General features: G+C 35.2%; 15 protein-coding genes. 12 read left to right on the top strand and 3 right to left on the bottom strand.

Annotation, left to right across the window (positions count from 1 at the left end):
• Window positions 1-55: 55 nt before the first annotated feature.
• From D9R05_RS05230 to D9R05_RS05175, 12 genes are all read left to right on the top strand, one after another.
• Entirely contained in the window at window positions 56-1,336 is a 1,281-nt protein-coding gene (locus tag D9R05_RS05230) for a Glu/Leu/Phe/Val family dehydrogenase (RefSeq protein ID WP_121666173.1), read from the top strand.
• Between the two features lie 116 nt (window positions 1,337-1,452).
• The gene (locus D9R05_RS05225; RefSeq protein WP_121666172.1) at window positions 1,453-1,878 is read left to right on the top strand and encodes a GreA/GreB family elongation factor; all 426 of its coding nucleotides are present in this window, start codon (window positions 1,453-1,455) and stop codon (window positions 1,876-1,878) included.
• Complete coding sequence (locus D9R05_RS05220; RefSeq protein WP_121666171.1) at window positions 1,850-2,257, top strand: hypothetical protein; 408 nt, start codon at window positions 1,850-1,852, stop codon at window positions 2,255-2,257. The genes D9R05_RS05225 and D9R05_RS05220 overlap by 29 nt, the downstream gene beginning before the upstream one ends.
• Window positions 2,258-2,539: 282 nt before the next feature.
• Complete coding sequence (locus D9R05_RS05215; RefSeq protein ID WP_121666170.1) at window positions 2,540-4,813, top strand: 5'-nucleotidase C-terminal domain-containing protein; 2,274 nt, start codon at window positions 2,540-2,542, stop codon at window positions 4,811-4,813.
• Window positions 4,814-5,133: 320 nt separating this feature from the next.
• Entirely contained in the window at window positions 5,134-5,973 is an 840-nt protein-coding gene (locus D9R05_RS05210) for a hypothetical protein (protein ID WP_121666169.1), read from the top strand.
• Window positions 5,974-6,014: 41 nt separating this feature from the next.
• Entirely contained in the window at window positions 6,015-6,671 is a 657-nt protein-coding gene (locus D9R05_RS05205; protein WP_121666168.1) for a hypothetical protein, read from the top strand.
• A gap of 132 nt (window positions 6,672-6,803) precedes the next feature.
• Window positions 6,804-7,283 (top strand): GNAT family N-acetyltransferase, encoded by a 480-nt coding sequence (locus D9R05_RS05200; protein WP_121666167.1) that lies wholly within the window; start codon window positions 6,804-6,806, stop codon window positions 7,281-7,283.
• Window positions 7,284-7,313: 30 nt separating this feature from the next.
• Window positions 7,314-7,766, top strand: coding sequence for a hypothetical protein (locus D9R05_RS05195; protein ID WP_121666166.1), 453 nt, complete (start codon window positions 7,314-7,316; stop codon window positions 7,764-7,766).
• A gap of 38 nt (window positions 7,767-7,804) precedes the next feature.
• Entirely contained in the window at window positions 7,805-8,845 is a 1,041-nt protein-coding gene (locus D9R05_RS05190) for a ligand-binding sensor domain-containing protein (RefSeq protein ID WP_121666165.1), read from the top strand.
• 113 nt (window positions 8,846-8,958) lie between these two features.
• Window positions 8,959-9,351, top strand: a complete 393-nt coding sequence (locus D9R05_RS05185; RefSeq protein ID WP_121666164.1) for a hypothetical protein — start codon at window positions 8,959-8,961, stop codon at window positions 9,349-9,351.
• 16 nt (window positions 9,352-9,367) lie between these two features.
• Window positions 9,368-9,832: a PEGA domain-containing protein gene (locus tag D9R05_RS05180; protein WP_121666163.1), complete on the top strand. Its 465-nt coding sequence runs from the start codon at window positions 9,368-9,370 to the stop codon at window positions 9,830-9,832.
• 244 nt (window positions 9,833-10,076) lie between these two features.
• Window positions 10,077-12,290, top strand: coding sequence for a S41 family peptidase (locus D9R05_RS05175; RefSeq protein ID WP_121666162.1), 2,214 nt, complete (start codon window positions 10,077-10,079; stop codon window positions 12,288-12,290).
• A gap of 165 nt (window positions 12,291-12,455) precedes the next feature.
• On the opposite strand, the gene D9R05_RS05170 is transcribed toward D9R05_RS05175, so the two are convergent.
• The 3 genes from D9R05_RS05170 to D9R05_RS05160 form a co-directional block, all read right to left on the bottom strand.
• Window positions 12,456-13,283 carry an alpha/beta fold hydrolase gene (locus D9R05_RS05170; protein WP_121666161.1) on the bottom strand — a complete coding sequence of 276 codons (828 nt, stop codon included), beginning with the start codon at window positions 13,281-13,283 and terminating at the stop codon, window positions 12,456-12,458.
• 161 nt (window positions 13,284-13,444) lie between these two features.
• The gene (locus D9R05_RS05165) at window positions 13,445-14,668 is read right to left on the bottom strand and encodes a murein hydrolase activator EnvC family protein (RefSeq protein ID WP_121666160.1); all 1,224 of its coding nucleotides are present in this window, start codon (window positions 14,666-14,668) and stop codon (window positions 13,445-13,447) included.
• Window positions 14,665-15,453, bottom strand: a complete 789-nt coding sequence (locus D9R05_RS05160) for a DUF4292 domain-containing protein (protein ID WP_394340556.1) — start codon at window positions 15,451-15,453, stop codon at window positions 14,665-14,667. The genes D9R05_RS05165 and D9R05_RS05160 overlap by 4 nt, the downstream gene beginning before the upstream one ends.

The raw sequence follows: 15,453 nt of genomic DNA, 5'->3' as shown, positions 1-15,453 counted from the left end.
AAACTTGCACTTGGAAACATACTAATAAACTTTATTGTGAAAATCACCAATAATTATGAGCACTATTCAAGAAAAGAAACCCGCATCAATGTATGATAATGTAATGCAACAATATTATAAAGTTGCAGAGCGCATCAATCTCAATGAAAATATAAAAAAAATACTGGCAATCACCAATAACGAAATCATTATTCATTTTCCGGTAAAAATGGATAATGGTGATGTTAAGATATTTACGGGCTATCGTGTACAACATAATAATGCTTTAGGTCCCTATAAAGGTGGACTCCGTTACCACCCTTCTATAGATGTATCTGACGCAAAGGCATTAGCTATGTGGATGACTTGGAAAACTTCTTTGGCCGGTCTCCCTTTTGGTGGGGCCAAAGGAGGAATACAGTTAGATCCTAGAGATCATTCTTTAGCTGAATTAGAACGAATAACAAGGCGTTTTACATTTGCCCTTGGAGAGAATATTGGACCAGAACAAGATATACCCGCACCGGATGTAAATACCAATGAGCAAACCATGGCTTGGATTTTAGACACTTATATGTCTACCAAATCGTCTTCACAACGTTCTCATAATCAACATGTGGTTACAGGAAAGCCTGTTGGGGCCGGAGGATTGGAAGGAAGAGATAGAGCTACCGGATTTGGAGTTTATTTATCCATCAAATTATTGCTAGCGGAGCAAGGAAAATCCTTAAAAGGAAAACGTTTTATTGTACAAGGTTTTGGTAATGTAGGGCAATGGGTTTCACATTTTATGATACAAGAGGGAGCTAAACTACTTGCAGTACAAGATGCACACGCTAGTTTAATAAATGAAAATGGAATTGATGTAGACCAATTAATTGAACATACTAAACCTAGAAAAGGCTCTATTCAAGGCTTTATAGGAGCAGAAGAAATTGAACCTAAGCGTTTTTTTGGTTTAGATTGTGATATTTTAATTCCAGCAGCTTTAGGGAATCAAATCAACCAGCAAAATGCTTATGACATAAAAGCAAACATTATTGCTGAAGGCGCTAACGGTCCTATAACAGGAGAAGGAGAGAATATTATTTTAGAAAAAGGGATAACTATTATCCCTGATATTTTATGCAATTCCGGTGGTGTTATTGGCAGTTATTTCGAATGGCTTCAAAATAGAAATGGAGAACTATGGCAACTGGAAGAAGTCATGCGAAAAATAGAAAAGAAGTTTTCAGAAAACTTCTCCAAAGTGGCTAAAGCGGTAGAAGAACATCAAACCGATTGGCGAACCGCTTCTTATATATTAGCTATTTCCAGAATAGAAACAGCTTACAGACAACGCGGTATTTTTCCTTAATAACATTTAATAGGGTGAACCCAGAAGAGTTTTTCCATGATTTGTGCAATAAAAGTCAACTAGTGCTACTTGGTGTTAATCTGTCTTCGGGTTCCCCTTTATTTTAGATAACTAAAATGAAATATAAAAAATTATTAATAGAAGAGAATGAATTTGACTTGTTAAAACGAATTATTTCGTTAGCGCAACACGACAAAAGTGATTCTTATCGCCTTGCTATTTCTGCTCTAAAAAAAGAAATGACTCAAGCTGAAATTGTAAAAAATAAAGAATTACCTGTTGACGTTATCCGATTTAATTCTATTGTACATATCGAGACCCCTTTTCTGACTAAAAAATATCAGATCGTTACTCCTGATAAAAGTAGTATTGCACATGATAAAATCTCCATATTAGCCCCAATGGGCTTAGCACTATTTGGATATGCTAAAGGAGATGAGCTTACTTGGGATTTTCCCACAGGAAAAGGAACTATAAAAATTATTGATGTAACCCATGAAAATACATTATACAATGGAAAACACAGTAAAATTACACGATGATGATGAGAGCATCCTTATTCTAACCTTAAATAAAGAATTAAAAGACTGGAAAAAAAATCTAGACTTTATTGAAAAAGAATTAATTTTTCTGAGGAGTTTATTAGAATCAACACTTGCTAAATCTCTCAATAAAAATAAGGAAGATAAATCTTATTTACATAACACCTTAAAAAAAGTACTTGAGAACAATAAAATGTTTTATAATAGAACAATTAATTTTACCAATAAAACTTTGGAAATTAGGGAATGTGAAGATATGCATTGTGAAGCTTATTTCTTCAACGAACATTTTGAGTTTCACAATAAACTAAATAAACATTTAGAAAAAGTAAGGAATTTAAAATTGATTATTTTTAACTTCTTAGAAAAAAATAATTGAGATACATATATAGTAAAGAAAACCATAAAGCTTGGGAGCTAAACACCTCAAGTTTTATGGTTTAAATTTAATTTGCTGATGGGTTAAATCCAAGTAAATCGTGCTTAAAGCATATAGCGTACAGCTTTATTTATTTAAGGTATAATTATCTTGTCCTTTCACTACTAACAATTTAGAAACCTTAACGATATTTATTTTCACCTATATAACAATCATTTCAAGTTAAATTAACTCGTTTACAATACATTAGGAATAGTTTTACATCAAACAAAATAATTTCCTATGAAACTTCTTTACTTTAAAACAATTAAGGTTTTAACATTAGCCTTTTTTATGTTTTCTGGAGCTACTTTATTTGCCCAGAACTTTGAGTTACAATTATTGCACTACTCTGATGTAGACGGCAACGAAGAAAATGCCCTTGACGCAGTAGATGAGTTCTCTGCCTTGGTTGATCTTTTTCAAAATGATCCTAACTATACTAACAACACGCTGACCCTAACCTCTGGTGATCTTATCATTCCCGGTCCTCGCTTTTATGCTGCTGAAAACGATGCCGTAAGATCGCTTTCAGGTAGCAATGAGCCCGGTCATTTAGACATCGCCTTTGCAAATGCTTTTGGCGTTGAAGCTGCCTGTATCGGGAATCATGAATTAGATCAAGGACCCGGTGAATTTTTTGATGCCGCTTTCAGTAGCGAATCATTTAATAACGTCAACTTTCCCGGCTCCAGCTTTCCATGGCTTGCCACAAACATGGACTTCTCCGCTGACGGAGATTTTTCCGGAATCGTTGGTACGGATGGTAACAATATAAACACACTTAACAATCAGGTTGCTAAATACGCCGTTAAAACCATAAACGGTGAAAGCATAGGGCTTATTGGTGCTGTTGCTCCAAGCTTTCCGGACATTACCTCAATTGGTGATCTAAGCATAACTCCTGCTCCGGGCTCAAGTGTTACCCAACTGGCAACAGAAATACAGTCAAGCGTTGATGCACTTAAAATGGCCGGAGTAAATAAAATTATTCTGATAGCCCACATGCAGACCATCAGTATCGAAAAACAATTAGCGACTCTTTTAGATGGGGTAGATATCATCGTTGCCGGAGGTTCTAATACAAGAATGGGCGATAGCAATGACGTGCTTTTTAGCAATTCTTTGGTAACAGATCCTGCATTTGACGAGTCTTATCCATTTCAAACTACAGACGCTGCTGGCGATCCTGTACTGGTCGTAAACGTAGATGGCGATTATAAGTATCTTGGAAGATTGGTAGTAGAATTTGATAACAATGGGGTTATAGACCTAAACGAACTTGATAATACCATTAATGGTGCTTATCCGGCTAACGAATCCTTGGTAAACTCATTGAACGCCACGCCAAATCCTTCAGTAGTAGCACTTAGAAATGCTATACAGGGAGTTATTAGTGCGCAATATAACAACGTTGTAGGTTATTCGAGTGTTTATCTTGACGGAAGAAGGTCACAAGTAAGAACTCAAGAAACCAATTTAGGAAACCTAACCGCTGACGCTAACCTCTGGTATGCTAATCTTCTCAATCCTGCTGCAGATGCAGACGTAGATATTTCTCTTAAAAACGGGGGCGGATTGAGAACAGAAATTGGTTCGGCAGTCATTCCAAGCGGTTCTAATGATCCTGATGATATCATATTTTCTCCTCCGGCTGATAACGGAGTTTCCGAAGGCCATCTAAAAGCAACGCTTCGCTTTGACAATGGTCTTGTTAGATTAACGCTAACCGCTGACGAACTAATCGATATTGTTGAGCATGGCCTTGCGGCTGTAGCTCCTGGTGCCGAGCCCGGACAGTTTCCACAGGTAGGAGGTATGAGCTTTGTATACGATCCCGATGAACCGGCAGGGAGCAGACTTATAGGCTTAGTAGTAGACAAAGGCGATACAGATGCGACCAATGATGTTGTGGTGATGGAAGATGGTGTAAATGTTGCTCCAAACGGGATTACTTTTAATATGGTAACGCTAAACTTTTTAGCCGAGGGTGGTGACAGCTATCCTTTTGATCAGTTAAGCGCACCAAACCGTCTAAATTATTACAGCGGTCTTGGTTTTGGTGAAACAGTAGACTACCCTGATGGGGACCTTGCTAATGATCCGGACAACAACAACTCCTTCAGTTATACAGGTGGAGAGCAGGATGCCGTGGCCGAATATATGTCTAGCTTCTACCCAGACAATGCTTCTGCCTACAATATTGCAGAAACAGATCAAGATCAAGATACTAGAATTGTAATTGGTGACGCTAATTTGAGCGTTTCAGATATCACAGGTATAAGCACCAAAGTAGTATTGTACCCGAATCCAATAAAAGGCGATACATTTACCATCAACTCGTCAACACAAATTAAGGCTATAGAAATTATAAGTTCTAACGGGAAATTAATTCGCAATGAAATCGTAAATGCCAAAAACTATCGAGTTAATTCAAGTACTATTTCTTCAGGATTATTTTTTGTAAACGTCATTTTAGATAACGGTAATACAAAAGTAATTAAGGCAGTAAAATAGTTCTATACGATTTTTAAAACTTTTTATAAGGCCTCCCTAATCAGGGGGGCTTTGTTTTTTATGATATTTGAGCACAACAGACACTTTAGTTTTATTTCAACATGTTCTAAAACCTATATTCTATTGCTATAAGCGGTAAGTTATTGAATACCCCCTTGACTCTATTGCTATTTTGGAATGAGTACTGTAAAAAAGATTATTTATAATTACACTTAGCACCCGTCAGAGTTGAGGGAAAGGTAAAAAAAGAAAGCCGTTTTTAAATACAGCTGTTAGGTACACTTCTTGATAATTATTTTGTTTGAACCAATAAACAACGATTGAAAGCGTTAGTTGTAATCCTAATTTTATTAATAAATGTTGCTTTTGGACAACAGAAGATCTCCATTGACAAAAATCTTGAGAAATATGAAATTAATGATGATTTTGAGCGCTTTGATGATATCGAAAAACCTGAACAAGATTTTAAAGAATTAATTTTAAATGCTGAATCTGCTGCTTTGTTCCAAATAATAAACACTTATCATACAGGTTTTGGAGGGTATGAAATTTCATTTACAATTAACAGCGTCCTAGAAATTAAAGAGCTTAGCTATAATTATTGGACCGACAACATAAATATAGATAACCCAACTACTTATAAAGTAAACAAGGCTGATTTGCTGCTCAACCAAAATCCATTTAACAGCACAAAAGGATTGCGCGGAGCTTATCACTTGGAAATAGGTCACTACAAAAATGATTGTTTAATTAAAACCCAAACCTTTAAAGGTAAATTCAAAACATTTAAGGGAATAGACGAACAAGCTGCTGCTTACAAATGGGTACTAGAGCAAAATAAATATAATTATGCAAAAACAAATTCGGATGGTGTTTATTTAAACCCTTCCCGATTACCTAGCTTACAGTCCGACAGCAAACTACTGATCCAAGAAATAAAAAAAATAAAAGGACATATCCCCCATACTATAAAAGCCTATGTCATTATTAACGAAGAAGGTAAAATTGAAAAAGAACCCATACGCTATGCCGGTCAACTGGATAATGAGGTTAAACGTAAAATAACTAACTTATTGGTTGAGTTAACAAGGTGGTCTCCTGCCTGTGAACAAACAAAGGAAGTTAAATCACAAATTCCAATAGAAATCAGTATTGATTAAAAACAATATCGTAGAATAACAAATGCCTTTATAGTTTAAAAATGAAAACAAGCCTTCTAATCATCCTGATCAGTTTTAACCTTCTCTTTGGTAAGGCTTATGGACAAAATGGAGAATTTTTATTACGAAAAGAATTCATTGGAAAAATTATAAAAGACCCTGAAAATGCTGATATAAAATACCTTTTAGAACAATACGCTTTAAAATTAGATAGTGTTTGGGAAAATCAAAATTTACCGCTTTGGCATTGTAGAAGAAATTGCTTAGATGTAAAATTTGAAAATAATAAAGACGTATTAATCGAATATGAGCGCGCAAAACTTGAAAACTTAAGAAAAGAAGTGTTCAACTTCCTATTGAATCCAAGCCAAGAGACCACTAAATCTGATGCAAGAGTACAGCATTTTAGCAATGGAAAAAAGTATCCGGTATCGACGGGTTTAGTATTTGTAACTTATGATCAGGAAATAAACAACAATGTGCTTCATCTATTTAAAGAAATAGCGAGAGGAATAGCCGATTATAAGTACTATTTAGCAAATGAAATTTTTTGTCTTGATTATTCAGAATTAAACAAGAAACATAAAGATGAACTAGACTCAACTGTTAACTGGAGAATAATCTCTTCAAACTTTTTTCCTCCGCCTCCACCACCTCCACCACCGCCGCCTTCATTCGATTCATTAAAATCAAAATAGAAGGATGAGCAATAGCAATTAGATCCCGAAACACTGAAGATGAAACACAAAAGCCAATAATTTTAGCTATCTTAGTTTAATTGTAAGAACAACTGAACAAAAAAATTCTTATTTTAATCAAGCATATTTCAAATGAAATTCATTGAAGTAAGTATTTTGTCAGAAAGCAATAAGCGAGAAATACTTAAGCTGTGGAATAATGAATACCCGGAGAAATTAGGTTTTCAGCATATAGCGGAATTTGAAAAATACCTCGCGGAATTGACTGCTCCATCTCATATTTTAATGCTAGATCATAATTCAAAAGTTAAGATTTGGTATGTTTGTTTTACTCGTGAGAATGAAAAATGGTTTGCCCTTATTTTAGATTCTAGCTTTCAGGGAAAAGGACTCGGGACTAAATTATTAAATCGAGCAAAAGAAAAAGAACCAGAATTAAACGCTTGGGTAATTGACCATAACAATGACCGGAAGAAAAACGGAGAACACTATAATTCTCCTCTTGACTTTTATTTAAAAAACGGGTTCGAACTCATAACACATAATAGGCTTGAACTTAAGAAAATATCAGCTGTAAAAATAAAATGGAAGCACAAAAATGAATCTCTGTAGCTTTTACCTTAAAACATGCATATAAGCTAAATGATTACACTAAATGTGAGTTTTGGAATTTACGCATTCCTTCCGCAAGGATGGATATTTATGATTGCTATCATCCTAATCGAATGCGTAGTGCTAAGCTATATGTTGACTAAAAAATATGGCGACAAAAAAGCTTACAAAACCGCTTGTTTGTCTAACCTGATTAGTGGAATCATCGGGTTTATCGGATCGATGGCTCTAAATGGAGGCTGGTGGTTAGTGGTTTGGTTTCCTTGGGTAAGTGCCAATGAAGTTAATGGAGAAGAAGGATTTAATTCCCTAGCCTTTTTTTACGCTATTGCTTTTGTATTAACCTTACTGATTGAAGGATTAGTTAATTACCTTATGTTAAAAAATAATTATAAGACATCAAAAATCATAAAGACGACCTTAATAGTAAACATCATAAGCTACAGCATTGGTTCTTTAGCGATGTATTCTTATAGCTTTTAATTGAACCGCTAGCCGTAAGAAAACTAATACAAATACGTATGAAATATTTTTTGAGTTTGCTCGTAATACTTTGCTTAAGTTGTAAAAAAGAAACAAGCCGTTTTACTAAAGCTCAGCTAACATCTTCAACAATAGACTCCTTAAAATTTACTTCGGGAATTGGAGCAATTTTTCAAGATCGGAATGGTAATTACTGGATTGGCAGTCATCAAGAAGGGCTAGCCCGTTTTGACGGAAAATTCTTTAAATACATAAGCGTTAATGATGGCTTAGCCGATAATCAAATCCGCTCTATTCAACAAGACAGCAAAGGAAATATTTGGATAGCTACAGCAAATGCTATTAGTCGTTATGATGGAAAAAACATCACAACTCATCCTCAACCCGTTAAAGATGAGGAACACCACCCGTGGCAAAAAACAACTCACGATCTTTGGTTTCATGCCGGAAATCGAGCAGGCGTTATCAGGTACGATGGTCAACACCTAAATTATTTAGCCTTTCCGCTATCACCAAATATTCAGTTTGACAAAACATATCATGTAACAGGTTTTGCAACAGGAAAAAATAATATGCTTTGGATGGGCACATATGCCGGTGTTTTTGGATATAATGGCCGAAACTTCAGCATCATTGATGATAAAAGTTTAGGATTAACAAAAGAAAACGGAACCCTTCATATTAGAAGCCTCTTGGAAGATTCAAAAGGAAGGTTATGGATGGGGAATAATGGAATTGGGGTACTACTAAAAGAAGGAGACAGCATTATTAATTTTTCAAAAAAACACAAGCTAATTCATCCGGAAAGTTCAAAAAAAGGAGATCCATCGCCGCCAGGCACACTTGAACATGTTTTTGCGATTGAGGAAGATAGTGAAGGTAACATTTGGTTTGGCGACAGAGATACTGGAGCGTGGAAATACAATGGCAAATCACTAAAAAACTACACTATTGATAAAAAGCTTAGCTCCCCAATGGTTTGGTGTATCTATAAGGATGATCATCACAATTTGCTTTTTGGAACGGCCCATGGAAACATTTATCAATTTGATGGAAAATCATTCCATAAACTCTTTTGAAATAAAAACGAATGGTTATTTTTTTATGTAATTCCGTTAAGAACCATGTAAAATGATATATTTGCCGCTCTAAAATTAGCATTGGAGGATCCCTATAAACAATTTCAATCAACATGAAGCACATCATTAATACGCTAGTATTGCTAACTATAATCGCATTGACTAGCTGTACTCCAAAAATATCTTCAAATTTCACCAACCCCCAACCCAAATTATCAATAAATGATGAGGTAGCTTTTTTGGACATAGAACACGAGATACCGGAAAACACTGTAAAAATCGGTGATTTAAGATTTCAAGATTCAGGATTTTCAACAGATTGCAGCTTTAATAGCCTATTGACGCAAGCGAGAAACAAGGCAAGAGCAAATGGAGCTAATATTGTAAAAGTGGTCGATAAAAAAGAACCAGGTATATGGAGCACTTGCTACCGCCTGAAAATTGAGTTATACAAATATGATGGAAATGTTTCCTCATTACCCCAATACGAATTAAAACTTGGCTAATATTCAAAAGTAACTCATGAAAAGCATAATGAAATACATTCTGTTATCTGCTATATTGTTGTTCTCGAGCTGCGCTACCATTATTTCCGGTTCTAGACAAGAAGTAAAAATAACTTCTGAACCGAGTGAGGCAAAAGTTTATATAAATGAAATTGAGGTTGGAAATACACCTGTAGAAAAGAACCTAAAAAGAAATCAAGAATATAGCCTTATTTTAAAATTAGACGGGTATGAAACCTATACGACAAAGTTAGAGAGAAAATTTAACGCTTGGTATATTGGAAACATCGCTTTTGGTGGATTAATCGGGATTTTAATTGACCCAATAACTGGAGCCATTCACAAATTAAAACCAGAAAAAGTCAATGGTAACCTAAAAAACGGAACCACCTATACGACAAAAGGAGAGAAATTATTTATAAAAATAAGCTTGAACATCGATGAAAATTCTGAAAAAATAGGGCAGTTAAAAAAAATCTGAATAAAGCCCGCCATAATGGTTTTTTAAATACAATATATCTTTGCTGACAATCGTTTGCAAAGAGTCAAAAAGAATTACATCAACTAACAATCTAGACTTTCTAGTCAACTTGCTTTAGATTATTAAAACTGCTTTTCTAAAAATAAATGTAACAAGCACTTTAAAAATAGGTCCTTAGACTAACTTTATAAAATTAAATGGAACTCGTCTCGGGAAAATAATTTCCTGAAGCAAATCAGTCGACATGAAGAAATTACTTTTACTATGCTTCCTGTGTTCAATCATGAGTTGTGCTCAAAACACGGGCAGTAGAAAACTCGACTTGGACTTTGAACAACCAAAACATGATAATACTAGATCTTGGAGTGATTTTGGAGGTTCAGGATATAAGATCTACATCGATTCTACCACCGCAAAACACGGAAAATTTTCGGCCGTAATTGAAAACACCGGAAAAGGAAAAGACTTTAAAGCCTTAGCTTTTACGTTACCTGATAATTATAAAGGTAAAAAAATTCGCTTGTCCGGCTACATAAAAACTGAAAAGGTAACAGCGGGCTACGCAGGTCTATGGATGCGTATTGATCCAAATATTGGTTTCGATAATATGAAAGACCGAGGAATTACCGGAACAACCGATTGGAAAAAATATGAAATAACGCTTCAGTTAAACCCTAAAGAAACCGATAAAATTGTACTCGGAGGTTTATTGGTCGGAAATGGTAAAATGTGGCTAGATAAGTTGGAGGTGTCCATCGATGGCAAAAAACTAGAAGATCCTAAGCTTAAAACCTACCAAAGAAAAAAGTTCCCTGCCGAAAAGGATCATGAATTCGATAAAGGTTCTACAATTGTAATTCCTGATCTAAGTCCCGAACGTATTGATAACTTAGCCCTATTAGGAAAAATTTGGGGGTTTTTAAAGTATCATCATCCCAACATTGCCGCGGGAAATTACAACTGGGATTATGAATTATTTCGAATTTTACCTGATTACTTGAAAGCAGATAAGCAACAACGCAATAAAGTGCTCCTCAATTGGATAAACAAATATGGCACAATTCCTCCGTGCAAAACTTGTAAGCAAACAGCGGCCGATGCAGTTCTACAACCTGATTTATCTTGGATAGCAAAGTCTGACTTATCCGTTGAGGTAAAAGCCGCATTAAAAAAAGTTTATGAGTGTAGAAATCAAAAAGATCATTATTATATTTCCCTTCGTCCAGGAGTAAAGAATCCTGAGTTTACCCACGAAAATGCTTATCAGGAAATGACTTATCCAGATTCTGGTTTTCGACTATTGTCGCTTTACCGATACTGGAATATGATTGAATATTTTTACCCCAACAAACACTTAACCGATAAAGACTGGGGACAGATTCTTACGGAGTATATCCCAAAGTTTATAGAAGCAGAAAACGAATTAACTTATGAATTGGCAGCCCTGCAATTAATTGGAGAAGTACATGACACCCACGCCAATTTATGGGGCGGAGGTGATAAATTAGCAGAAGCACGAGGAAACAACTATGCCGTTTGTAGGGCTGAATTTATTGAAGATAAGTTTGTAGTAGTTGATTATTACAATCCTGAACTTTTAGAAGAAAGTAAATTAAAAATTGGAGATATTATTACACACATCCAAGGCAAACCTATCAATACCTTAGTAGATAGTTTAGAAGCCTATTATCCGCATTCCAATAAAGCAGCTATGTTACGCGATATCTCAATCGACTTGTTGCGTTCGCCAAAGAATCAGCTTTCAATTCAATATATTTCTGAAGGCAAAGCCTACCAACACAAATTACCACTATATGAAAGTGATAAGCTAGATATGTATCATTGGTACAAAGTGAATAAAGAGGAAAAAAGTTTTAAACGAATAAATGGAGACATTGGTTACATTAGCCTGGCGAATATTAAGAAAGAAGATATTCCTGAAATAAAAAAATCCTTTAGAGACACAAAAGGGATAATTATCGATATTCGAAATTACCCTTCCACCTTTGTTCCTTTTCGATTAGGGTCGTATTTTGTTTCTAAGCCTACCCATTTTGTAAAGTTTACTCAAGGAAATATCCATAATCCAGGAGAATTTACCTTTAGAAAAGGCACTAGAATTAAGAGTCGAGGAAAAACCTATAAAGGAAAATTGGTGGTTTTGGTTAATGAAAAAACACAGAGTCAAGCAGAATATACGGCAATGGCATTTAGAGCTGTTGAAGACGCCAAAATTGTAGGGAGCACCACTGCAGGAGCCGATGGAAATATTTCTCCTATTTTATTGCCGGGAGGTTTACGCACTATGATCTCAGGAATTGGAGTATACTATCCGGATGCAACGCCAACCCAACGCGTAGGAATTGTCCCCGATAGGATAATTACCCCCACAATAGAAGGCATTAAAAAAGGAAAAGATGAGGTGTTGGAAAAGGCGATTGAACTAATCAACCGATGAAGCCAACCAAAAAAACATAAAAAATTGAATTTTAAGCTTCCACTTCAGTTATTCCTTTCTGAGAAAAAGTAGTGCAGAAACTTAAAATTCAACTTTCCTATTATTTTGCGAATGCTTTTACATAATTATTCAGCCTAAAATTATGATGCTATTCATTTGGTAGCATTATTCTTTAAAAAAATGCAATAGCTTTTCGTTAAGGCTTATTTTATGGGTAATATTCAAACCGTGAGGTGCATTGGCGATGACTTCATAGCTGTTATTTTTAATACCTTCTGCAGCTTGATCTCCGGCAGTTTCAATAGGAACAATGTTGTCTGCTGCACCATGCACAATTAAGGTCGGTACATTGACATTTTTCAATTCTGACCTAAAGTCGGTTTCTGCCCAAGCTTCTGCACACTTTATGGTTGCATTTGGAGAAGCATGAGCGGCAATAGACCAATCGTATGCTAGCTGCGCTTCACTCAAGTTATCCTTTTGCTGATCGCAATTATAGAAATTTTTATGAAAGTCTTTTAAAAAGCCTATTCGATCACTTTTAAGCGATTTCATAATACCCTTTAAATCTTCTTCCGGAACACCTTTTGGATTATCTTCTTTTTTCTTTACTAACGGAATGATGGAACTAATTAATGCGGCTTTAGCGATACGGTCGTTCCCATAGTCAGTAAAATAACGAACAACTTCTCCTCCACCCATGGAGAAACCAACGATAATGCAATTGTTTAAATCAAGTTCTACGATGAGGGTTCTCAAATCTTTTGCTAGTGTAGAATAATCAAAATTGCCCCAAGGCGCAGAAGAAGAACCAAAACCTCTTCGATCGTAAGAAATTACCCGGTAGCCGGAATCTACTAAGGTTGCGGTTTGTGCTTCCCATGCTTTATGGCTTAATGGCCAACCATGTATTAAAATCACAGGTTGCCCTTTGCCATGGTCTTGATAAAAAATATCAACTTTTTTCTCTTTTTCGGTAGTAATAAATGGCATAATATCTTTTTTTTAGAAAGATAATAGCTAAAAAAAATAATTCAAAAGCACTTAACAAACTATAACAGTAGCTCTTAATTATTTGTTAGATAATGATCCGCTTCTGATCAATTTTATGAATTAACGATTGCATCAATAATCACAATTCCGTAATCTTCAGTCTACATTTTATAAATCCATAATGCGGGATCTAAGGTTTGTGCATTTTTATAAATTACAAATTTAAGGGTAGGGCGTTTAGTAGAGTAACTAATACCTACTCGACCTACAATTTGACCAGTACTTATGGGGTCGCCTGCTTTTACGTTTACTTCGCTTAAATTCCCGTAAACCGTCATATAGTCTCCATGGCGGATGTAAACAAGTTTATTGGCTCCTTTTATGATTTGAATTTTATAAACTTCACCTTTAAAAACAGCTTTTACCGGCTCGCTCTCATTTGTCTGAATACGAACGCCGTTACTCATAATGGAAATAGACTTTCTGATTGGGTTAGGGTTTCTACCATATTTCATAGTTAATACCCCAGATCTAACCGGCCAAGGCAATTTTCCTTTATTAGCTGTAAAGTCTGCCGCTAATGCTTTAGCTTCGGGAGTTAAGGCAAATTCTGTTTTAGACGTAGAGCCTCGTTTTTTATTCTCTTCGGCAATGGCAGCTCTAATAACTTCTTCAATCTGACGATTTACTTTGTCAATTTCAGCTTGTTTTGCTTTTAACTGTTGCTCTATTTCCCCTTCTTTGATTTGAATGGAAGCGATTAATTCTTGCTGTTGCTCTTTATCTTTTCGTAACTTTTCTCGCGTTTCCCTGTTTTCTGCAAGTAATTGTTCTTTAGCTTTTTTCTGTTCGGCTAAATCTTTGTTGAGCTGTTGTAAAGCGAGGGTTTGCTTTTTTATTTCTTCTCCTTGTTCCTTTCTATAATTTGTGTACTGCTTCATGTATTGCAAGCGCTTATAGGCTTGCAAGAAGCTTTCGGAAGAAAACAAGAACATTATTCTACTTTGTTGTGATTTGCTTTTGTATGATTTCTGAATCATCTTCGCATAATCTTCTTTTAAATTTTCTAGATCCTTGCGGAGCTTTTGAACCTTATTTAAATTGGTGTTAATTTCACGAGTTAGTAAATTAGCTTCTTGATTAGTCACTTTAATCAAATTTTCGGTAGTACGAATACGCCTATCCAAATCTTCTACCTCGTTAATAACCGATTTTTCTTTATTTTGGGTATTTGTTAATAAGGTATTGATTTCCTTAATCTGCTTTTGTAATCTTATGCGCTCCTGTTCTAGTTTTTCACGCTCTTTAACTTGCGAAAAACCAACGGCACTTATTCCTAAGCAAAGGAAAACCAGTAGAATATGCAGAGGTTTTAATATATTCATTCCATAATAATTTCTTTGTAGCCAGAAGGAATTTCAAAAGGAAAACTAACCGGCTCATTAAAAGCTAAGCTTCTATAACTAATGGTAATGTTAGTATTTTTTGCTTCCTGATTGACTACAATATTAATTTCTTTAGGGAATATTTTTTGATTGATGTCCTGATATTCCGGATAGGTAATTGTCACACTTTGTTGCTCTTTTTCTCGTACCAATTGTTGTGCATTTGCCCTAAAATTGATCGGGTTTAGCAATACGTATTTTGTAATTTCTGCGTTATTTTTTGAAGCTAAACGAAATCCTTGTTCACTTTTTTCTAAGCGATAAGGTTCTTCTGAGAGTGGGTAAATAGCCTGACCTATTAATAAGTTTTGTACTTTTTCAAAATCTAAGGCCGTTCCTAACCATTTGCTCAATAAGCTAAAATCCCCGTCAAAAAAAGTTCCGTTTATTTTTTCATAATACTGTACACGTTCAGGAGTAATTTTTACTTTTGCTAACGGAATTATTCCCGCAAGTTTTGCGCTTAACCAGATAACTTTATCTTTTTCCATGCGTAAACTTACCGAAATAGATTGCTCTTCGTCTTTGGTAGCATAACTTCCGCGTAAGCGCCCTTGTAAGGTTTCAAAATCAACCTCAGAATTTTGATGCTTCTTAATTAAAGAAGCTGCATTAGCATCGCTTCTTATGTTTTCGGTAACTGCTTTTTTACTTCCGCAAGAAATCAAAACGAAAATTAATAGTACACTTCCCAGGTATGATAAAAATTGTTTTTTCAACTGCAC

The sequence above is a fragment of the Mesonia aquimarina genome (assembly GCF_003667275.1).
GTDB classification, from domain to species: Bacteria; Bacteroidota; Bacteroidia; order Flavobacteriales; family Flavobacteriaceae; genus Mesonia; species Mesonia aquimarina.
The sequence above is the reverse complement of the archived record's forward strand: the minus strand, read 5'-3'. Positions and strand labels throughout refer to the sequence as shown.